The 19,880-nt window shown below is 61.3% G+C and carries 19 protein-coding genes; 6 read left to right on the top strand and 13 right to left on the bottom strand.

The genetic code is table 11. The features are described from left to right. Positions 1 to 32 precede the first annotated feature (32 nt). Positions 33 to 1,358, bottom strand: coding sequence for a sigma-54 dependent transcriptional regulator (locus HBR93_RS11415; protein ID WP_057436720.1), 1,326 nt, complete (start codon positions 1,356 to 1,358; stop codon positions 33 to 35). A gap of 340 nt (positions 1,359 to 1,698) precedes the next feature. Between HBR93_RS11415 and HBR93_RS11420 the strand changes: the two genes are divergently transcribed. Together HBR93_RS11420 and nhaB are read left to right on the top strand one after the other, a co-directional pair. Further along, positions 1,699 to 1,965 carry a hypothetical protein gene (locus HBR93_RS11420; RefSeq protein WP_032861167.1) on the top strand — a complete coding sequence of 89 codons (267 nt, stop codon included), beginning with the start codon at positions 1,699 to 1,701 and terminating at the stop codon, positions 1,963 to 1,965. 214 nt (positions 1,966 to 2,179) lie between these two features. Further along, the gene (gene nhaB, locus HBR93_RS11425; RefSeq protein ID WP_169960352.1) at positions 2,180 to 3,682 is read left to right on the top strand and encodes a sodium/proton antiporter NhaB; all 1,503 of its coding nucleotides are present in this window, start codon (positions 2,180 to 2,182) and stop codon (positions 3,680 to 3,682) included. On the opposite strand, the gene HBR93_RS11430 is transcribed toward nhaB, so the two are convergent. Genes HBR93_RS11430 through gnd form a run of 3 tightly spaced genes read right to left on the bottom strand, consistent with a single transcriptional unit; the run spans position 3,670 to position 6,991 of the window. Continuing rightward, a complete protein-coding gene (locus HBR93_RS11430; RefSeq protein WP_115128293.1) occupies positions 3,670 to 4,494 on the bottom strand; it encodes an HAD family hydrolase in 825 nt (274 codons plus the stop codon). The two genes, nhaB and HBR93_RS11430, sit on opposite strands and share 13 nt — an antisense overlap. Then, positions 4,491 to 6,014, bottom strand: a complete 1,524-nt coding sequence (gene zwf / locus HBR93_RS11435; RefSeq protein ID WP_115128294.1) for a glucose-6-phosphate dehydrogenase — start codon at positions 6,012 to 6,014, stop codon at positions 4,491 to 4,493. Before zwf ends, HBR93_RS11430 begins: the two co-directional genes overlap by 4 nt. Then, on the bottom strand, positions 6,011 to 6,991 hold the full coding sequence (gene gnd, locus HBR93_RS11440) for a phosphogluconate dehydrogenase (NAD(+)-dependent, decarboxylating) (protein ID WP_057959424.1): 981 nt from the start codon (positions 6,989 to 6,991) through the stop codon (positions 6,011 to 6,013). Before gnd ends, zwf begins: the two co-directional genes overlap by 4 nt. 263 nt (positions 6,992 to 7,254) lie before the next feature. Between gnd and HBR93_RS11445 the strand changes: the two genes are divergently transcribed. From HBR93_RS11445 to HBR93_RS11455, 3 genes are all read left to right on the top strand, one after another. Then, the gene (locus HBR93_RS11445) at positions 7,255 to 7,419 is read left to right on the top strand and encodes a DUF6026 family protein (RefSeq protein WP_157717204.1); all 165 of its coding nucleotides are present in this window, start codon (positions 7,255 to 7,257) and stop codon (positions 7,417 to 7,419) included. 105 nt (positions 7,420 to 7,524) lie between these two features. Further along, positions 7,525 to 9,258 (top strand): phosphoethanolamine transferase CptA, encoded by a 1,734-nt coding sequence (locus HBR93_RS11450; RefSeq protein WP_169960353.1) that lies wholly within the window; start codon positions 7,525 to 7,527, stop codon positions 9,256 to 9,258. A 150-nt stretch (positions 9,259 to 9,408) separates the two neighbouring features. Further along, positions 9,409 to 9,630 carry a hypothetical protein gene (locus tag HBR93_RS11455; protein ID WP_057436731.1) on the top strand — a complete coding sequence of 74 codons (222 nt, stop codon included), beginning with the start codon at positions 9,409 to 9,411 and terminating at the stop codon, positions 9,628 to 9,630. 123 nt (positions 9,631 to 9,753) lie between these two features. Here the strand turns inward: HBR93_RS11455 and HBR93_RS11460 are convergent, their stop codons facing one another. From HBR93_RS11460 to HBR93_RS11495, 8 genes are all read right to left on the bottom strand, one after another. Further along, a complete protein-coding gene (locus HBR93_RS11460; RefSeq protein ID WP_169960354.1) occupies positions 9,754 to 10,245 on the bottom strand; it encodes a GNAT family N-acetyltransferase in 492 nt (163 codons plus the stop codon). Positions 10,246 to 10,395: 150 nt separating this feature from the next. Next, positions 10,396 to 11,502: a cell division protein ZapE gene (zapE, locus tag HBR93_RS11465; protein WP_057959421.1), complete on the bottom strand. Its 1,107-nt coding sequence runs from the start codon at positions 11,500 to 11,502 to the stop codon at positions 10,396 to 10,398. Beyond that, a complete protein-coding gene (gene pepN, locus HBR93_RS11470) occupies positions 11,499 to 14,156 on the bottom strand; it encodes an aminopeptidase N (RefSeq protein ID WP_169960355.1) in 2,658 nt (885 codons plus the stop codon). Before pepN ends, zapE begins: the two co-directional genes overlap by 4 nt. 13 nt (positions 14,157 to 14,169) lie before the next feature. Further along, on the bottom strand, positions 14,170 to 15,000 hold the full coding sequence (locus HBR93_RS11475) for a DUF2797 domain-containing protein (protein WP_057436738.1): 831 nt from the start codon (positions 14,998 to 15,000) through the stop codon (positions 14,170 to 14,172). Beyond that, complete coding sequence (locus HBR93_RS11480) at positions 14,997 to 15,257, bottom strand: DUF1315 family protein (RefSeq protein WP_057436741.1); 261 nt, start codon at positions 15,255 to 15,257, stop codon at positions 14,997 to 14,999. The genes HBR93_RS11475 and HBR93_RS11480 overlap by 4 nt, the downstream gene beginning before the upstream one ends. 30 nt (positions 15,258 to 15,287) lie before the next feature. After that, positions 15,288 to 16,157 (bottom strand): rhomboid family intramembrane serine protease, encoded by an 870-nt coding sequence (locus tag HBR93_RS11485; RefSeq protein ID WP_169960356.1) that lies wholly within the window; start codon positions 16,155 to 16,157, stop codon positions 15,288 to 15,290. Then, the gene (locus HBR93_RS11490) at positions 16,150 to 17,127 is read right to left on the bottom strand and encodes a metallophosphoesterase (protein ID WP_164844814.1); all 978 of its coding nucleotides are present in this window, start codon (positions 17,125 to 17,127) and stop codon (positions 16,150 to 16,152) included. Before HBR93_RS11490 ends, HBR93_RS11485 begins: the two co-directional genes overlap by 8 nt. After that, entirely contained in the window at positions 17,124 to 18,014 is an 891-nt protein-coding gene (locus tag HBR93_RS11495) for an NAD(+) kinase (protein ID WP_010210870.1), read from the bottom strand. Before HBR93_RS11495 ends, HBR93_RS11490 begins: the two co-directional genes overlap by 4 nt. Positions 18,015 to 18,168: 154 nt before the next feature. Between HBR93_RS11495 and HBR93_RS11500 the strand changes: the two genes are divergently transcribed. Continuing rightward, entirely contained in the window at positions 18,169 to 19,116 is a 948-nt protein-coding gene (locus tag HBR93_RS11500; RefSeq protein ID WP_120733220.1) for a DUF1853 family protein, read from the top strand. A gap of 125 nt (positions 19,117 to 19,241) precedes the next feature. Here HBR93_RS11500 and HBR93_RS11505 read toward each other — a convergent pair whose 3' ends face one another. Further along, positions 19,242 to 19,844: a VWA domain-containing protein gene (locus HBR93_RS11505; RefSeq protein ID WP_169960364.1), complete on the bottom strand. Its 603-nt coding sequence runs from the start codon at positions 19,842 to 19,844 to the stop codon at positions 19,242 to 19,244. Between the last annotated feature and the right edge of the window lie 36 nt (positions 19,845 to 19,880).

The following is a 19,880-nucleotide window of genomic DNA, read 5'->3' on the forward strand; positions in this document are numbered from 1 at the left end:
TAAGGGTCGCGACGGGGCTTTTTTTACCCGCCCTAGCGGATCTGGTGCTTGTGCAGTAACCGGTAGAAGGTAGGCCGGGAAACCCCCAGCACCCGGGCGGCAACACTCAGGTTGTCGCTATGGCGGTTCAGCACATCGCACAGCGCCTGGCGTTCGGCGCGGTGCTTGTAGTCTTCCAGTGTAGCCATGGGCAGCGCGATTGCCTTTTGGCTTTGCAATCCCAGGTCGGCCGCTTCGATTTGCCGCCCTTCGGCCAGAACTAGGCCGCGCCGCACCCGGTTGGCCAGCTCACGCACATTGCCCGGCCATCCATGCTTGCCCATGGCGAGCAGGGCGTCCTCGCTGAAACTGCGCGGCCGGCGCCCGGTTTCCTGGCTGTAGAACCGGGAAAAATGATTGGCCAGCATCCCCACATCGCCATGGCGCTCACGCAGCGGCGCGGTGACCACTTGCAGGACATTGAGCCGGTAGTACAAGTCTTCGCGGAAGGTGCCCTTCTCGATGGCTGCCTCCAGATCGACGTGTGTCGCGGCCAACACCCTGACATCCACCGGGATCGGCTGGCTGCCACCGACACGCTCGATATGTTTTTCCTGGAGAAAGCGCAACAGGTTGGCTTGCAACTCCATCGGCAGGTCACCGATCTCGTCGAGGAACAGGGTGCCGCCATTGGCCGCTTCGATGCGCCCGATCTTGCGTTGGTGGGCGCCGGTGAATGCGCCTTTTTCATGGCCAAACAGTTCGGACTGGATCAGGTGTTCCGGAATAGCCCCGCAATTGATCGCCACGAATGGCTTGGCGTGCCGCTGGGATTGCCGGTGCAAGGTCTTGGCCACCAGTTCCTTGCCGGTGCCGCTGTCGCCACGGATCAGAATCGGCGACTCGGTAGGGGCCAGTTTCGCCAGCAGTTTGCGCAGTTCGCGGATTGGCCGGCTGTCACCCAACAGTTCATGTTCGGGCTCGGCCACATAGGCGCAGCCTTTACCCCGCAAGCGCGCCATGCCAAAGGCCCGGCCCAGGGTGACCTGGACGCGCGCCACATCGAACGGCAAGGTATGGAAGTCAAAAAACCATTCACAGACAAAGTCGCCGACGTTCTGCAGGCGCAGCATCTCGGGGCTGAGCACGGCGATCCATTCGGTACCGCTGCGACTGATCAGCTCCTTGACCGCCTCGGGTCGCTCCAGGTGTTTGGCCTGGAGTCGCAATAATCCGACGTCACAGGTGCGATCGCCCAAGGCATCCAGGGCACAGCTGTCCACTGCCCATCCGGCCGCCCGCAAACCAGGCAATAACTGGTGGCAGTCGTCACAGGGATCGACCACAAGCAAGCGACGCAGGGCTGGTGTAACAACCATGACTATTCCTTGGCGTCAAAAACATTAAAGTTATTTAGAAACAACAGTTTGGGTGAGCTGCTCATAACCCTAGCAAGATCTTGACACTAGGCTTGTATCGTTTCGCGATAAAAGCTCTCGGGATACGGCATTTGGCGATCAACCCGCTTTAGTGCGGCGATTTGAATCTTTCTACGCCTCTCAAAAGCGCCGCTTACATGACGTTAATCACGAAAAGTTGAATTTTCTTGTTTTAGCATGTGACCCGTACCCCGTCATCGTGCATCAGTACAGGTACTAGCCGAACGGTAAGCCCAACCGACGGCACATCTTTTGATTGGGCACTTAGAGAGAAGACCCCATGAACGCCCCGCTCCGTATCAACGAAGCTCTTTTGATCGCAGACCGTGCTTTCCAACCCTTTCACTGCGTGGCCTGGGCCCCACAAGACGGTACTGGCGAGCTGAGCCTGACCGTGATCGACCGCACCGAAAACCGCATCGGGCGCAAACAGATTCCTTGCAGCACTTATTCCGATCCAAAACAATTGGAAACCCTGCTGCTGCAAGCCCGCGCCGAACTCAATGGCGAAGGCTATCAGCTACAGTCCTGGGCAATGCCCAAGTAAGTTAACGCAGCTACTGCGACATAACGTCGCCTCTTATATCGGCTGCAACTTGTTAAGACTATTAAACCCGTGGCGAGTGAGTTTGATCCTCGCCACGGGTTTGCGTGCCTGAAACTTTCGTCTCGCCCTTTTTATATAGCCGCCATGCCATGATCACTTGATCTTCTAGTGAGCCTCGGGCACCTTGCGCACTTCTCGCCCCCAGGAGCACCCCATGTCCGGATCAATGGCCCAGGCCTTCGCCCATAATTTCCTTGGGCACTCGCCCCGTTGGTACAAGGCCAGCATCCTCACGTTCCTGATCCTCAACCCCCTGGTGCTTTGGGCTTTCGGTCCGGTCGCGGCCGGCTGGTTGCTGGTGGCAGAGTTCATTTTCACCCTGGCCATGGCGCTGCACTGCTACCCGTTGATGCCCGGAGGGCTGTTGATGGTCGAGGCGCTGCTATTGCGCATGACCACGCCTCAGGCGCTGTACGACGAGCTGCTGCATAACTTCCCGGTGATCCTGCTGCTGATGTTTATGGTGGCCGGCATTTACTTTATGAAGGACTTGCTGCTGTACCTGTTTTCGCGCCTGCTGCTGGGCGTGCGGTCCAAAGCGCTGCTGGGGCTGATGTTCTGCTTCTTGTCGGCCTTCCTGTCAGCCTTTCTCGATGCCTTGACCGTTACTGCGGTGATTATCAGTGCCGCCGTGGGCTTCTATTCGGTATATCACCGGGTGGCTTCAGGCAATGATCCACGCCAGGACAGCGAGTACAGCGACGACCATCACCTGCCCACCTTGCACCACGCCGACCTGGAGCAGTTCCGCGCCTTCCTGCGCAGCCTGTTGATGCACGGCGCCGTCGGCACTGCTCTGGGTGGCGTGTGTACCTTGGTGGGCGAACCGCAGAATCTGTTGATCGGCCACGAAATGGGCTGGAACTTCAGCCAGTTCTTCCAACAGATCGCCCCGGTCTCGTTGCCAGTGCTGGCGGCGGGCCTGGTGACCTGCGTGCTGCTGGAAAAGCTGCGCTGGTTTGGCTATGGCACCCTGCTGCCGGACAACGTGCGTCAGGTGCTGGCCAACTACGCCCATGAGGACAACGCCGAACGCACCCCGCGCCAGCGCGCAGCGCTGATTGTCCAAGGCCTGGCTGCACTGATTCTGATCGCCGGGCTGGCCTTGCATATCGCCGAGGTTGGCTTGATCGGCCTGCTGGTAATTGTACTGATCACCGCCTTCACCGGGATTACCGAAGAACATCGCATCGGCAACGCCTTCAAGGACGCCCTGCCCTTTACTGCCCTGCTGGTGGTGTTTTTCGCCGTGGTCGCGGTGATACATGATCAACAGTTGTTCAACCCACTGATCCAGTGGGTGCTGGCCCTGCCCGCCGACCAGCAGCCAGGCATGCTGTTTATTGCCAACGGCCTGCTGTCAGCCATCAGCGACAACGTGTTTGTAGCAACAATCTATATCACCGAGGTCAAGCAGGCGTTTGTGTCCGGGCATATGAGCCGCGAGCATTTCGAGACCCTGGCCATCGCGATCAATACCGGGACCAACCTGCCCAGCGTGGCAACGCCCAATGGCCAGGCAGCGTTCCTGTTCTTGTTGACGTCGGCGATTGCGCCGCTGATTCGCCTGTCCTACGGGCGCATGGTGTGGATGGCGCTGCCGTACACGGTGGTGATGGGCGTGCTGGGCTGGTACGGGGTCAGTTACTGGCTGTGAAGGATCAATCGTTCAATGGCTTCGGCAGCACCGTCCTCGACATTGCTGCCGGTGACCAGGTTGGCCTGACGTTTGACCACCTCTTCTGCCTGCCCCATGGCAATCGACAACCCGGCCACTTCAAACATCGCCGGATCATTGCCACCATCGCCGATGGCTGCCGTCTGCTCCAGCGCTACCCCAAGGTGCGCAGCCAGGGTTTTCAGGGCATCGCCCTTGTTGGCCTTCATTGCGGTGATATCGAGATAGACCGGCTGCGAACGCGAAACCTGAGCCAAGCCTGCAACCTTGGGCTGCAAGCGCGCTTCCAGCTCGACCAGCAACTGTGCATTGGCGCTGGCGGCGACGATCTTGTCGATCCGCCCCAGGAACGGCTCGAAACTCTCCACCACGACCGGCGCATAACCGAGGCCATGCTGCTCCCGAGGCACCATCGGGCCCAAGGGGTCACGCAGCAGCCACTCACCATCGGCAAACACCCAGATTTCCACCTCCGGCTGGTCGCACAACAGTGCCAGGGTGATCAACGCTGCCTCTGCCGGCAAGTGGTGGGCTACCAGAATGCTGCCGTCCGGGTTCACCAGGGTGCCGCCGTTGAACCCCGCCGTGGGCACATCGACGCCCAGGGCTTCGATCTGCTGCAACATCGCCCTCGGCGGCCGCCCGGTGGCCAGGCTGAAAAACACCCCGGCTTCGCGCAGCGCACGCACGGCAGCGATGGTGCGCTGGCTGAGGCTGTGATCGGGCAGCAACAAGGTGCCGTCCATATCACTCAACAAAAAACGGATGGGGTGAATCGTCTCCTCACTCATCCGAGGCTATGCCAGGCGCGGCCATCACGGGCCAGCAACGCATCCGCTGCCGCCGGGCCGTCTTCCCCGGCCTTGTAAGCCTGGATGCCATCATCCTTCTGCCAGGCATCGAGAAACGGTTGCACCGCACGCCAGCCGTTTTCGATGTTATCGGCACGCTGGAACAGGGTCTGATCGCCGGTCAGGCAATCATAGATCAGCGTCTCGTAGCCGGTGGAAGGCTGCATCTCGAAGAAGTCCTTGTAGGCAAAGCCCAGCTGGATGTTGGCCATGTCCAGGGTCGGCCCGGGCTTTTTCGCCAGCAGGTCGAACCACATGCCTTCATTGGGCTGGATCTGGATTTTCAGGTACGTCGGCTTGACCTCGTCGACTTCGGTATCGCGAAACTGGGCATAGGGCGCTGGTTTGAAGCAGATAACGATTTCGGTGTCGCGCACGCTCATGCGCTTGCCGGTGCGCAGGTAGAACGGCACGCCGACCCAACGCCAGTTATCAATCATCACCTTGAGCGCAACGAAGGTTTCGGTGCTGCTGTCCGGGGCCACATTGGCCTCCTGCCGATAGCCCGGCAGCGCCTTGCCGCCGATCTCGCCGGCGGTGTACTGGCCGCGCACCGAGTTGGCCCGTGCATCCTCCAGCGACCAGGGGCGCACGGCCCCGATCACCTTGGCCTTCTCGCCACGCACCGCATCGGCGCCAAAGGCTGCCGGCGGTTCCATGGCAATCATCGCCAGCAACTGGAACAGGTGGTTGGGCACCATATCGCGCAGGGTGCCGGTGTTTTCGAAGAAACTGCCCCGGGTTTCCACACCGACCGTTTCGGCAGCGGTGATCTGCACGTGGTCAATGTAGTGGTTGTTCCAGAACGCCTCGAACAGCACGTTGGAGAAACGGCTGATCAGAATGTTCTGCACCGTTTCCTTGCCCAGGTAATGGTCGATGCGATAGATCTGCTTCTCAGTCATGACCTTGAGCAGACAGGCGTTGAGCGCCTCGGCGGTGGCCAGGTCGGAGCCGAACGGCTTTTCGATGACCACGCGGCGGAAAGCCCCGGGGCTTTCCTCCAGCAGGTTGGCCCGGCCCAGGCGCTGCACCACTTCACTGAAGAAGCGCGGCGCGGTGGCCAGGTAGAACACCGCGTTGCCCGTGCCGCTATCGGCGATTTTGCTGGCAATGTCGGCATAGGTGCCGTCATCGAGAAAATCGCCCTGCACGTAGCTGATGCCCTTGGCCAACTGGGCCCACAACTGTGGGTCCAGTGCATGTTCGGCATTCCCCTTGACCTTGCTCGCCGCTTCGGTGCGGATGAAGTCTTCGAGTTTCTTGGCGAAGTCTGCATCGCTGATAGCGTTGTGATCCACCCCGACAATTCGCAGCCCCTCACCCAGCAAGCCATCGCGACTGAGGTTGTACAGCGCCGGCATCAGCAGGCGCTTGACCAGGTCGCCATGGGCGCCGAACAGGAACAAGGTAGTGGGTGGAGCGGGTTCGGCCTTGGGTTTCTTGCCGGTGGCCGTCATTTTTTGGAAGTCTCCACATGGCCGCCAAAGCCGAAGCGCATGGCCGACAGCAGCTTGTCACCGTAAGTGCTTTGCTGGCGCGAGCGGAACCGGGCAAACAACGAGTTGGACAGCACCGGTACCGGTACCGATTGCTCCATGGCCGCTTCGATGGTCCAGCGCCCTTCGCCGCTGTCGGCCACGGAACCGGAGTAACCGTCGAGCTTGGGGTCGGTCGCCAGGGCATCGGCTGTGAGGTCGAGCAGCCAGGAGGACACAACGCTGCCGCGACGCCAGACTTCAGCGATATCGGCCACGTTCAGGTCAAAACGCTGTTCTGGCGGCAGGTTTTCCGAGTTCTTGGTCTTGAGAATGTCAAAGCCTTCGGCAAACGCCTGCATCATGCCGTACTCGATGCCGTTGTGGATCATCTTCACGAAGTGCCCGGAACCGGCAGGGCCGGCGTGGATATAGCCACGTTCGGCGCGGTCGTCGGTAGCGGTACGGTCCTTGGTGCGCGGGATATCGCCCAGGCCCGGCGCGAGGGTGGCGAAGATCGGGTCCAGGTGCTTGACGGTCTCGGCGTCGCCGCCAATCATCATGCAGTAACCGCGCTCCAGGCCCCACACGCCACCGGAAGTGCCGACGTCGATGTAGTGCAGGCCTTTTTCCGCCAGGGCCTTGCCGCGACGTACGTCATCTTTATAGAAGGTGTTGCCGCCGTCGATGATCACATCGCCGGGTTCCATCAGTTCGCTCAGGTCGTTGATCGTGGTTTCGGTGGGCTCGCCCGCCGGTAACATGACCCAGACAGCCCGCGGCTTTTGCAGGCCAGCGACCAGGGCAGGCAGATCGGCAACGCCGGTCGCGCCCTCTTCACTCAAGCCTTTGACGAATGCTTCATTGCGGTCGTAGACCACGGTGGTATGCCCATTGAGCATCAAGCGGCGCGCAATATTCCCGCCCATGCGGCCTAGTCCGATAATCCCCAGTTGCATGTATTGATGCTCCCAACTACAAATAAAAATGTGTGACACAGTTTATAGCGCAATGAAGAATTAGTCCGGCGCCAATCGCACTAGTTTCATCACAAAAAGAGGCCATCGTTTCACCATCACTGGCTGAAAAGTCACAGCGACCCTGAAAAATAAAAAAGTTCCCTTGAGCCCAAAAAGAAATCAGAATCGCCCCAGACTCCTGCCGAGGGCCTCGACTCAAGCGCTCTGGCACCGCGATACACCGGCTATTTGCGAGGTAAGCAATGCGCACAGCACAGATGACACGCCCGCCACAGACCCTCTACGTCACCGTCCGTCGCGACGAACTGCGCCAGCTGAAGGACGAACGCGAGCAGTTGCAGCAGGAAGTGATCCGTCTGCGGGCGCAGTTGCAGGCTCAGTTGGCAAACCAAGCCATTACCTGCTGAACCCCAGGTCCAACTCACAAACTTTTCACCCGCCCTTCCCGATAATCCTGCGCCAGAACGCCGCCTCGCGCATGGGCGGCGGCAATTATCGGGTTGGAGCGCTGCATGGCGAGCACGAAGTCTGCAAAAGGGTTTGATTGGGCCGGCCTGGGCTGGATGTTCCTGTTTTTCTGGTATTTCTCCGGTATTACCCAACTGCTGATCCAACTGACCGGCACCTCGGGCTTCAGTGGTTTCCGCCAGGCGTTCTTCATGAGTGCGCTGTGGTTGGCACCCATGCTGCTGTTCCCGCGTCGCGCCCGGCTACTCGCCGCGCTGATCGGTGTGGTGCTGTGGGCCTGTTCCATGGCCAGCCTGGGCTACTTCTTTATTTACCAGCAGGAATTTTCCCAGAGCGTCATCTTCATCATGTTCGAGTCGAACATCTCTGAAGCCGGCGAGTATGCAACGCAATACTTTGCCTGGTGGATCGTGCTGGCCTTTATTGCCCACACCGCCCTGGCCGTCTTCCTCTGGACCCGTGTGCGCCCGGTCTACCTGCCCCGGGGCCGGGCAATGGTCGCGGCGACGGCCATTGTGCTGGCGATTGTCGGCTATCCGCTGGTCAAGCAGATTGCCACCAACGACACCCTGGAACGGGCCATCGACGGCTTCGAAACCCGAGTCGAACCTGCCGTGCCGTGGCAGATGATTGTTGCCTATCGCCGCTACACCCAGCAGTTGAACAACATGCAGGGCATGCTCGACAACGTCAGCAAGATCCCGCCCCTGAGCAACTTCAAGGACAGCATGGCCGGCCAACCGTCGACCCTGGTGCTGGTGATCGGCGAGTCCACCAACCGGCAGCGCATGAGCCTCTACGGCTACCCGCGCAAGACCACGCCGGAGCTGGACAAGCTGCGTGACCAATTGGATGTGTTCGACAACGTCATCACCCCGCGCCCCTACACCATCGAGGCGCTGCAACAGGTACTGACCTTTGCCGATGAAGACAATCCGGATCTGTATCTGAAGACCCCTTCCATCGTCAGCATGATGAAACAGGCCGGCTACAAGACCTTCTGGATCACCAACCAGCAGACCATGACCAAGCGCAACACCATGCTCACCACGTTCTCCGAACAGGCCGACGAGCAGGTGTACCTCAACAACAACCGTAACCAGAACGCCCGCCAGTACGATGGCGACGTGCTGGAGCCGTTCTCCAAGGCCCTGGCCGACAAGGCCGAGCGCAAGCTGATCGTGGTGCACCTGCTGGGTACCCATATGAGCTATCAGTACCGCTACCCGCCAAGCTTCGACACCTTTACCGACCGCCAGGGTGTCCCGGACGCGGTCAGTGACGACCAACTGCCGACCTACAACAGCTATGACAACGCAGTGCGCTACAACGACTTCGTGGTGTCGAGCCTGATCAAGGACTACGCCAAGACCGACCCCAATGGTTTCCTGCTGTACCTCTCCGACCACGGCGAGGATGTGTTCGACTCGGCGGGCCATGACACCCTGGGCCGCAACGAGGGCAAGCCGACAGCCCCGATGTACACCATCCCCTTCATGACCTGGGCCTCGCCGAAGTGGCGCGCCACCCACGACTGGAACATGCAGGGCGATATACAACGGCCCTACAGCAGCTCGCAGTTGATTCATACCTGGGCCGACCTGGCCGGCTTGAGTTTCGACGAACTGGACCGCAGCCGCAGCCTGGTCAGCGACAGCTTCAAGCCACGGCCATTGCTGATCGGCGATCCCTACCAGCGTTCGCAGAAGGCCTTGATCGACTTCAGCCTGATCAAGCCCAAAGCCAGTACCACACCCCGGAATGTGGTCCAGAAGTAAACGACCCGCGCCCCGTCCAGAGTTAACCCCTGCGGTTAACTTTGGATGTGCTTGACGTTAACCCCCACTTAATTAGCTTCCTACAGACTATTCCCATAAATCTGACCAGGGACGGTGCAGACACGATCACTTTTAATGGGAATACCTGCGATGAAACTTTCAACCTTGATGCTCGCTGGCCTGCTGGGCCTGACCTCCGCTGCCGCCTTCGCCGAAGGCGGCGCTGAGCGCGTGAAGGAGCACTTCGATAATTTCAGCTTCACCCAGAAACAAATCCACAGCGACACCGAACAGACGGCGGCTGCCGACGCCAAGGGTGCTGAATCCGGATCCACCCAACACACGCGGGATGCTGAGCAACCCAAAGGCTGATGCACGAGTAATACCCGGCACCATTATGCTCTGGTGGTGAAGGTCAATTTGGCGCCCTGTACGGGGCGCTTTTTTTTGCCTGGTCGAACCTTCCCAAGGGGAGCGCGGGAACGACCTGAGGATTTAGAGGGCCTTGCTCCAGAACAGCATGCGGCCATGGGCAGGGTCGAAGATCGAGTCATCGAAGCCAAATTTGCGGTACGACGCCTGCGCCACTGGATTACCTTCCAGCACTTCCAGGGTGATCTTGCAGCAACCGCGCTGGCGGGCGATTTCCTCGACCTTTTGCAGCATTTTCTGGCTCAGGCCCAGGCCTCGGAACGATTCCTTGACCACCACATCATGCACGTTGACCAGCGGCCGGCAGGCAAAGGTCGAAAACCCTTCAAAACAGTTAACAAGCCCGGCAGGCTCGCCGCCAACAAAGGCCAGCACGCTGAAGGCATGGGGACGCTTGGCCAATTCCGCCGGCAATTGTTGCAGCAGGTCGGCGGACAGGGCATGGCCACCGCCCATGGGGTCTTGTGCATAGTGGTTGAGCAACAGGCCAATGGCCTCGGCGTGCACGGAGTTGCTGTAGCTGGCTTGCAGCACCAATATTTCTGCGGCTTCCATTTCCTTCCTCGATAACTGCCCGGCAGGGATGAGCTCCCCGCAAAAGCTCGATTGTAAGCGGGGTGTAGGGGTTAGATGAAGGAGATTAACTACAACTTGGCGCGGGAAAAAGCCATCAGGCAAATGATTGTGTCAGTGGGCCAATGGCCACTACTGACCAAAGCGTTGCAACTGCATTTCTTGCAAACGACTGAGGGTGCGGCGGAACGCAAACTCCAGGTAACCCTCGGTGTACAACTCGGCCAAGGGCACCCTGGCTTCGATGTACAGCGGGACCTTGCGGTCGTAGCACTCATCCACCAGGGCGATAAACCGGCGCACACTGTCATCGTGCACCGACAACGCCGGCAGCTCGCGGTCGCCCGCCTCCACGCGCTGGGCACCATCCTCGGTACCACGGGCAATCCGCCCAGGACGTGTCGAGGCGCTCAGCCCGGGCACTTCGCCGAGCAATATGGCGCTATAGCGATCACACAGCTGCATGAAATCCATGGCCGCCAGCGGTTGTTCGCACAGATCAGCGTAGCGGCACCACAACACCGTTTCGCTGGACTGCACCGTAACAATGCGCCGCGAACCGACCATAACCGGCGCCTCACTGCAGGCTTGTCCAGCGCTCAAACGCTGGAAAACCGCGGCCAATGCTTGTGGTTGATCGACCCAGTAGCGCTGCTCGGCGGTGCCCGGATGCAAGCGGTGATCCTCACTGCCGTCTACCGCCACCACCTGCATATGGGCCTCAATCGCCTCGATAGCCGGCATGAAGCGTTCGCGGTTGAAACCGTCGGCGTACAACTGCCCGGGTGGCTGGTTGGAGGTGCAGACCATTACCACCCCTTCGTCGAACATCACCTGGAACAGGCGCCCGAGGATGATCGCGTCACCAATGTCATTGACGAACAGTTCGTCGAAACACAGCACCCGCACGTCCCCGGCCAACTCGCGGGCCAGGGCCTGCAAAGGGTCCGGGGTGCCGGTCAACTGGAACAGACGTTGATGGACCCAGCCCATGAAGTGATGGAAGTGCTGGCGCCGCGCGGGCACCCGCAGGCTCTGGTGGAACTGATCCATCAGCCAGGTCTTGCCCCGCCCCACCGGCCCCCACAGATAAACGCCGGTGACCGGTGCGTCGGCGCCCTGGTGCAATGCCCCATGGCAGGCCTGCAACGCCTCGACCGCCCGGCGTTGCGCGTCGTCTGCCACAAAACCATCGGCCAGGGCCCGCTGGTAGGCGGCCAGTGGTGAGTCGGCCGTCATGCGAGGCTTTTGCTGACCACCTCGAACACATCGCTGGACAGCTCGCCCGAACCACGGATGCGCTCCAGCTCAGCCTTCATCAGCGCCTGACGGGCGCTGTCGTATTTGCGCCAGCGGGTCAGTGGCGCCAACTGCCGCGAGGCGATCTGCGGGTTGAAGGCATTCAGCTCGATCACCAGGTCCGCCAGGAAGCGATAGCCCGAGCCATCGGCTGCATGGAAGTTGATCAGGTTCTGCCCGGCAAAGGCGCCGACCAGCGCGCGTACCTTGTTCGGGTTCTTGATATTGAACGCCGGGTGCTGCATCAGGGCCTTGACCCGTGCAAGCCCGCCCGGCAACACGCTCCCGGCCTGGACGCTGAACCATTGGTCCATGACCAGGGGGTTGTCCTTGAAGTTCTCGGCAAACACTTGCAGGGCCTTGGCCTTCTCGGCATCGAACGGCGAGTTGACCAGCACCGCCAATGCCGTCAGGCGTTCGGTCATGTTGTCACACGCGTCGAACTGCTCCAGGGTCGCCGCCAGTACTTCGGGCTTGCCGCTGAGCATCAGGTAAGACAGCGCGATGTTCTGCAGGGCGCGGCGCGCGAAGTGCTCGGCCGACGCCACGTAAGGCGTGTTGCGCGACAGGTCGCGGTTGGCCTGGTAGCGCAGCCACAGGCCTTCGAACAGGTTATCGGCCAACTGCTTGCGCGCAAACTCGCGGGCAGCGTGGATCGCATCGACGTCAGCCACTTCGCTGATTTCGGTCAGGTAGGCTTCACCCGGCAACGACAACATTTCGGCGACCATGGCCTGGTCCAGGCTTTCGTCGCTCAACACGCTGCGCAGCGCATTGACCAGCCGTTGATCCAGCACCAGGGCCTGGCCCTGCTGGTGTTGGCCGATCAGGTCCTGCAACACCTGCACCGCCAGTTGCTGACCCGCTTCCCAGCGATTGAAGCCATCGCTGTCGTGCTGCATCAGGAACATCAACTGGTCACGGCTGTAGGGGAAGCTCAGCTTCACCGGCGCCGAGAAGCCACGCAGCAGCGACGGCAAGGGTTGTTCAGGGATATCGACGAAGGTGAACGTCTGCTCGGCCTCAATCACCGACAACACCCGCGAAGTGCCCTGCGCCGCCGCTTCACCGGCCAGACGCAACGGCAGGTCGGCCCCATTGGCGTCCAGCAGGCCCAGGGCCACCGGAATCACGAATGGCAGTTTTTCTACGTTGTCCGGGGTTTGCGGGCAGCTCTGGCGCAAGGTCAGGCTGTAGGTCTTGGCGGTAGCGTCGTAGGACTCGCTCACTACCAGGCGTGGCGTGCCGGCCTGGCTGTACCAGCGTTTGAACTGGGTCAGGTCGGCACCGTTGGCGTCTTCCATGGCCTTGATAAAGTCATCACAGGTCACGGCCTGGCCGTCGTGGCGTTCAAAGTACAGGTCACTGCCTTTGCGAAAGCCCTCGGCGCCGAGCAAGGTGTGGATCATCCCGACCACTTCCGAACCCTTTTCGTACACGGTCAGGGTGTAGAAGTTGGAGATTTCGATAAAGCTGTCCGGGCGCACAGCGTGGGCCATCGGCCCTGCATCTTCGGCGAATTGGTGGGTGCGCAGGTAGGCCACATCCTGGATACGCTTGACGGTGGCCGAGTTCATATCCGCAGAGAAGTGCGAATCGCGGAACACCGTGAAGCCTTCCTTGAGCGACAGCTGGAACCAGTCGCGGCAGGTCACGCGGTTGCCCGACCAGTTGTGGAAGTATTCGTGGGCGACGATGGCCTCGACGCGCTGATGCGCGGCGTCGGTCGCGGTTTCGGCGCGGGCAAGCACGGCGCTGGAGTTGAAGATGTTCAGGCCCTTGTTTTCCATGGCGCCCATATTGAAGTCGTTGACGGCGACGATCATGAAGATATCCAGGTCGTATTCACGACCATAGACTTCTTCATCCCAGCGCATGGACTTCTTCAGGCTGTTCATGGCGTGCTGGCACTTGTCGATGTTTTCCGGCTCGACATAAATGCGCAGCGCGACGGTGCGCTGGCTCATGGTGGTGAACGTGTCTTCGACGCACCACAGGTCGCCGGCCACCAGGGCGAACAGGTAGGCCGGCTTCTTGAACGGGTCTTCCCAGGTCGCCCAGTGCCGACCGTCTTCACCGGGGCCGCTGGCAATCGGGTTGCCGTTGGACAGCAGCACCGGATAGCTGTGCTGCTCGGCGATCACCGTGGTGGTGAACGTGCTCATCACGTCCGGGCGGTCAAGGTAGTAGGTGATCTTGCGGAAGCCCTCGGCCTCGCATTGGGTACAGAACATGCCACCGGACTTGTACAAGCCTTCAAGAGCGGTGTTGGTTTGCGGGTGGATGCGCACGCTGGTGTCGACCGTGAAGCTGTCACTGGTCGGCTGCAACGTCAGGTGGCTCTCGCTCAATTGGTAGTCGGTGGCGCTCAGTTCCTGGTCACCCAGGGCCACACTCAGCAGTTCCAACTGCTGGCCATCGAGCACCAGCGGCGGCAGGCCGGTGCCGCGCTCGGGATTGCGGCGCATCACCAGCTGCGCGTGGACCAGGCTATGGTCCTCGAACAACTCGAAGGTCAGGTGAGTCTCGTCGATCAGGTACTCGGGCGCCTGATAGTCCTTCAGGTAAATCATCTTCGGTTGTTCGGTGCGCATGCGTGAAATCCTTCTACTGATGCACGGCGAGCTGGTAAGCCGTGTATTTACGAATATTGATAACGCCGGTGTCGAAGATCAGGTATTGGCCCTTGATCCCCAGCAGCGTGCCTTCGGCAATCGGGTTCTTGTCCAGGTTGAAACTGACGATCTTGGCTGGATATTGCTCCACCGGGTAGCGGATTTCGAGGGGCTCGATATCGGTTACCGGTTGGATGGCCTGCAGGCCAAAGCGTTCCTGCAATTGCAGCAGGCCGTCGGCGCAGGAAACGAACAGCTCGTCGCGTACCTGCGCAAGGTCTACCGCTGCCGCGTCGCCCTTGAGCAAGGCGCGCCAGTTGGTCTTGTCGGCGACCTGGCTGCGCAGCACATCTTCGACAAAGCCCGATTGCTGGCGCGTGGCCACGCGCATGATCGGCAATGCCTGGCTCGCGCCCTGGTCCAGCCAGCGCGTGGGCAACTGGGTGGCGCGGGTGATGCCGACCTTGATCCCCGACGAGTTCGCCAGGTACACCACATGGTCGGTCATGCAGAATTTCTCGCCCCAGGCCGGATCGCGGCAAGTGCCGGCATCGAAATGGCAGCGCTCGGGGCTCATGATGCACAGGTCGCACTGGGCCAGCTTGGTCATGCACGGGTAGCAATAGCCCTGGCTGAAGCTGGTCTTGGTCTTGCGTCCGCAATGGGTGCAGTGGATCGCACCGAGGTATTCCAGGCGTATATGAGTGCCAATCAACGGGTTGACCGGCACCTCGGTGTCGCCCAGGCGAAAAGCGTATTGAACGGTCGGCGAACCCAGTTGCGCCGACATCTTGCTGACTGCACCACGGCCAATCTCAATCAATGGATGGCATCCGACTTGAACAGGATGTTTTCCACCGGGGTCGACTTCGATTGGCATTCCTGCGGGCCCATATAGCCGGTGCGCTGGTCTTCCGGCAGGTTTTGCAGCTCCCAGGCGATCATGGCCTGCAACGACAGCTCGCGCTGTTCGGCAGTGAGCTTGCGGCCGTCGGCCCATTTACCGATTTCCACGGCGAGCTTGAGGCTCTGGTAGATATCCGGGGTGATGTTTTCGATCATTTCAGCAAAAGAGGACATAAGACTCTTCCTTCAATAATGGGCAGAGATTCAAGCGTTACGTTTATGGCGGCTGTACAACCCGCCGAGCAAACCGGTGATGCAACCCGCCACCAGGCCGCCGACATGGGCCGCATTGGCGATTTCGCCGAAGCCGATCATCGAGACCAGGCCCGACAGGCACAGCACCAGCCACACCAGCATCATCACCAGCACGCCGCGCGGCAGGCGATACGCCGAGTTGGGCGCAAGCAATTGGTAGATCCAGCAATGGCCGAGCAAGCCGTACAACACGCCGGACAGGCCACCGAACAGGCCGGGCCCGCCAAAGGTGTATTGCGCATAGTTGGAGGCCAGGCTGAACAGCATCGTCAGGCCCAGCAGGTTGATACTGCCCTGACGGGCCTCGATGCGCCGCCCCAGCTCCCAGTACCACATGCCGTTCATAGCCAGGTGGAGGATGCCGAAGTGGATCAGCATCGGCGTGACCAACCGCCACCACTGCCCTGCCGCCAGGCTGTCGGCCAGGGGCGTGAAATACAGGTACTCACCGGCCACGTGGAAATTCAGGAACGTCAGCCAGCTCATGGCTTGCAGGTTGTCGCCGAGCATCGTGACCGCAGCGACGACCAGGCTCAGCAGCAACACACCCGCGGTCAGCGGGCTGTGGCGCAGTTGCTGGAGGAAGCCGGGACGCTTGGCTACCGGTTCCTGGGGAATATCCAGCTGCTGGTCCGGATCGCCGGCCGGGAAGCGCTGATACAGGCTGCGCACGTCTTCGCTGATCGCGTCCGGCACCCACAGCACCTGCTCGCCTGCCTCTTCACTGACGCGATGGGGCACCTGCATGCGCTGCAACAGTTTGACGAAGCCAGCCAGGTCAACCGTCAGCGGCAAGCGTAAAACGGCCACGTTACTCATGAATCACCTCAGGGCGCTCGACATCGACCCACACGAACTTGTTGGGGTCCAGGCAGGTTTCCTGATCCAGGCGATACGCCACCAGCTTGCCGTAGAGCACTGCGCTGTAGTCCAGGCAGGCCAGGTTCGAGCGGATCGGCGCCGGTTTGCCGCTGCGCCAGTAATGGCCGACAAACAGCAAGGGTTCATCGACGCCATAGCGCAACAGGGAGTTTTTCTCGGTCGAAGACAACGGCGTGCGGGCCACCGGATCGGGCAAGGCATCCGGTTGGAACACAATATCGCCGTAGGTCTTCGGGTCGTCTTCCCAGAACTTGGTGCGAAAGAACGAACGGGTCAGACCATCGCCGCCGGTCAGCGTCAGGCCGTCCGGCAGGCGCATATCGGTGCCGCGCAGCAGGCGATCGAAGGCGTTGCAGGCAAAACTGCCCGGCACCGCCGCCGCCTGCAGGAAATGCTCGTCGATGCAGCCGTCGGGGAATTGTCGGCGCAGCGGCTCGATCAATCCCGAATCCCAGCAGGCGTGCACCACGCGGAAACGCCCGGCATCGACAAACAACGGCATGTCGTAGAACCAGCCAAGGAAGTCATGCCAGTCGCCGGGGTGGTGTTCGAACTGGGTCAGGGTCTCGTGGATCAGCCGCGCGTGGCGTGGCGAATGTTCGCGCACGTACTGCTTGCCACTGCCGGGCGGCGCCAGGGTGCTCCAGCCCAGGGCGTTGAACTCGTGGTTGCCCATGATGCACAGCGCCTGGCCGGCTTCGACCATGTCGTGGACGATATGCAGCGCCTCACGGATGCGCGGGCCACGGTCGATGATATCGCCGAGGAACACCGCCATGCGTGATGGGTGGCGCCAGACGCCGCCCTGCTTGTGGTAACCCATCTGGTCGAGCAGGTGCTCAAGGGTATGAGCGCAACCGTGCACGTCACCAATCAGGTCGTAGCTACGCGCGGGATCGAGCATCAGTCGCCTCCACCCCCCAAGCGGCTGCCCCAGCCCAGCTTGGTGCGGCACACTTCGTAGTAGTTGTGATCCAGTGGGTGGATCAACCGCAGCTTCTGCGCCTTTTTGCTCACGGTGATGGTGTCACCGGGGGCGCAGGTGAAGTGGTTCTGCCCGTCACAGGAAACTTGCGGGTAGATCTGCATGTCTTTGGAGACCACGATTTTCAACTCACTGTTGCCATCGACCACAATCGGTCGGCTAGACAACATATGGGGGTACATCGGCACGATCACAATGGCATCCAGCTTGGGATGCATGATCGGCCCGCCGGCCGACAGCGCATAGGCCGTGGACCCGGTGGGCGTGGCGACAATCAGGCCGTCGGCCTTCTGGCTGCAGACGAACTGGCCGTCGATATACAGCTCGAACTCGATCATCCGCGTCGACTTGCCGGGGTGCAGCACCACATCGTTGAGGGCATCGCCCTGGCCGATGGCTTCGCCATGGCGGCGCACTTCGGCTTGCAGCAGGAAGCGGTTTTCCACCAGGTAGTGGCCGTCCAGAACCTTGGCCACTTCAACTTCCAGGTCGTCGGGGCGGATATCGGTGAGGAACCCCAGGCTGCCCCGGTTGATCCCCAGTACCGGCACGTTATGCCGCGCCAGGGCCCGGGCGGCGCCCAGCAGGCTGCCGTCGCCACCGACCACAATCACCATGTCGCAGACTTCACCGAGCATTTTGCGCGACGAGGTCTGCAGGCCGTGGCCCGGCAGAATCTCGGCGATGGTGTCTTCGAGGATCACATGCAGGTGGCGCTCAAGCAGAAACTTTTTCAGCCGGCGGACCGTGTCCAGAACCTGGGTACTGCCCAGGCGACCGATGATGCCGATATTGCGAAATTGCTCCATGGGGCTCCTGCAGGGTTTGGGTCTGGCAAAAAGAACGATTATGGGCGAAAGGCCGCATTAGACAAAATCCTTTGTCGCCCCAGGCCCCAGACGACAACGGTTCTCAACACTTCCAGGGGTCACGCGGCGAGTAGGAAACAGCTATGCTCGGACCATGAATCCGTTTCCCGACCTGCAGCCTCTGCCCCGTCAATTGCGTCATCCCGCAGTGCGGGACCTGGCGTGGGTGATCCTCGCCCCGCCGATGCTCGCGCAGACGCCCTGGCCGCAACGTCACCCCCTGGCCGGCAGTGACTGGGTGCAGCAGCCTGCGGCCCTGGAGCAATGGCTCAGGCGCCTGGACCAGGACAGTAGCGCCCTGCTGCATTGGCTGAGCCTGGCACGCACCCGGCGCCTGGGCCTGTATTACGAACGCCTGTGGCAATTTGCCGTGCAGCACGCCCCTGGCGTGGAGTTGCTGGCGGCCAACCTGCCGATCCGCCAGGCCGGGCACACCCTGGGTGAGCTGGACATGCTGCTGCGCGACCGTGACGGCGTGCATCATCTGGAGTTGGCGATCAAGCTTTACCTCGGCCCCCAGGACGGCAACGGCCAGGACACCGCGCAATGGCTGGGTCCGGGTTGTCACGACCGCCTGGATCGCAAGCTGGCGCATCTGGCAGACCACCAACTGCCCATCTCGGCCAGGGCGCAAAGCCGGGAGGTGCTGGCGACGCTGGATATCCAGGAGTTCACCGCCCATCTGTGGCTCGGCGGCTACCTGTTGTACCCCTGGCCCGGCGAGGCCGCCCCGCCCCTCGGCGCCCATCCCCAGCATTTGCGCGGGCGCTGGTTGCATCAGCGCGATTGGCAGGACTTTATCCAGGCCAGCCCGCCGGGCCGCTGGCAGCCCCTGCCGCGCCATGCCTGGCTGGCGCCGGCGCATTACCCGGCGGAAGAAATCTGGAGTGAAGAGCAGATGCAGCGCTGGCTGGTCGACCTGGACCCGATGGCGCCGGCGCAGTTGTTGGTGCGCATGATGCAGAACGGCGGGGATTGGGAGGAAGCGGAGCGGCTGTTTCTGGTGGCGGATCTTTGGCCGAATGTGCCGGGGGCTAGCTGATCGTTTTGCGGTGGGTTTGAGGGCCTTATCGCAGGCAAGCCAGCTCCCACATTCAAGCGCATTCCAAAGGATGTACGCGGCCACATGTGGGAGCGGACTTGCTCGCGATAGCGATAGCAGCAGCGCTACAGGCTATCAATATGCCGATAATCCACCTGCAACCCGGCGGCCAGCTCCCGCGCCCGCCCCAGCCGGATCGGCCCACGTTCGATATCCACCAACAGCCCCAGGCAATCCAACGTCGGCAATTGACCAATATCCTTGAGCCGGCCATCGGTAATCACCAGCAACCGCTGCTGTTCAGCCGGATAGCGCTTGCGCCGCGCCGCCAGCCAATGCCCGGCCTCGGTCAACGCCGCCAGGAGCGGCGTCCCTCCGCCGGCGCCCAGGCCATCCAGCCAACGCCCCAGGCCCTTGGCCGCTTTAAAGCCTTGTACCTGCCAGCTCGGCACTTGCCCGCTGGCGGTCAACAACGCCAGTCGCGCCCGCTGCCGATAGGCGTCGTCGAACACCTGCGCGAGCAAGCCCTTGGCATCGCTCAGCGCCTGATGCCGCCGAGTGGACGCCGAGGCATCGACAATCACCAGCCACAGCTCATGGGAGGCACGGCTGCGGTTGCAGTACACCAGGTCTTTACGCGATTGTGGTCGCCCGCCCAACAAGGTGCCCGGCCAATTGACCATCCCCTCGGCGCCGTTGCGCGCCCGCCCTTGCCTGCCTTGATCCAGTCGACCCGCCTTGGGCCGGGCATCCGCCCCCGCGTC

Origin of the sequence: Pseudomonas sp. WS 5411, assembly GCF_012985595.1 — a bacterium.
Classification (GTDB): domain Bacteria; phylum Pseudomonadota; class Gammaproteobacteria; order Pseudomonadales; family Pseudomonadaceae; genus Aquipseudomonas; species Aquipseudomonas shahriarae.

Coding starts and splice junctions, on each gene's coding strand:
- HBR93_RS11415 (WP_057436720.1), bottom strand. CDS start 1,358: ATGGTTGTTACACCAGCCCTGCGTCGCTTGCTTGTGGTCGATCCCTGT.
- HBR93_RS11420 (WP_032861167.1), top strand. CDS start 1,699: ATGAACGCCCCGCTCCGTATCAACGAAGCTCTTTTGATCGCAGACCGT.
- nhaB (WP_169960352.1), top strand. CDS start 2,180: ATGTCCGGATCAATGGCCCAGGCCTTCGCCCATAATTTCCTTGGGCAC.
- HBR93_RS11430 (WP_115128293.1), bottom strand. CDS start 4,494: ATGAGTGAGGAGACGATTCACCCCATCCGTTTTTTGTTGAGTGATATG.
- zwf (WP_115128294.1), bottom strand. CDS start 6,014: ATGACGGCCACCGGCAAGAAACCCAAGGCCGAACCCGCTCCACCCACT.
- gnd (WP_057959424.1), bottom strand. CDS start 6,991: ATGCAACTGGGGATTATCGGACTAGGCCGCATGGGCGGGAATATTGCG.
- HBR93_RS11445 (WP_157717204.1), top strand. CDS start 7,255: ATGCGCACAGCACAGATGACACGCCCGCCACAGACCCTCTACGTCACC.
- HBR93_RS11450 (WP_169960353.1), top strand. CDS start 7,525: ATGGCGAGCACGAAGTCTGCAAAAGGGTTTGATTGGGCCGGCCTGGGC.
- HBR93_RS11455 (WP_057436731.1), top strand. CDS start 9,409: ATGAAACTTTCAACCTTGATGCTCGCTGGCCTGCTGGGCCTGACCTCC.
- HBR93_RS11460 (WP_169960354.1), bottom strand. CDS start 10,245: ATGGAAGCCGCAGAAATATTGGTGCTGCAAGCCAGCTACAGCAACTCC.
- zapE (WP_057959421.1), bottom strand. CDS start 11,502: ATGACGGCCGACTCACCACTGGCCGCCTACCAGCGGGCCCTGGCCGAT.
- pepN (WP_169960355.1), bottom strand. CDS start 14,156: ATGCGCACCGAACAACCGAAGATGATTTACCTGAAGGACTATCAGGCG.
- HBR93_RS11480 (WP_057436741.1), bottom strand. CDS start 15,257: ATGTCCTCTTTTGCTGAAATGATCGAAAACATCACCCCGGATATCTAC.
- HBR93_RS11485 (WP_169960356.1), bottom strand. CDS start 16,157: ATGAGTAACGTGGCCGTTTTACGCTTGCCGCTGACGGTTGACCTGGCT.
- HBR93_RS11495 (WP_010210870.1), bottom strand. CDS start 18,014: ATGGAGCAATTTCGCAATATCGGCATCATCGGTCGCCTGGGCAGTACC.
- HBR93_RS11500 (WP_120733220.1), top strand. CDS start 18,169: ATGAATCCGTTTCCCGACCTGCAGCCTCTGCCCCGTCAATTGCGTCAT.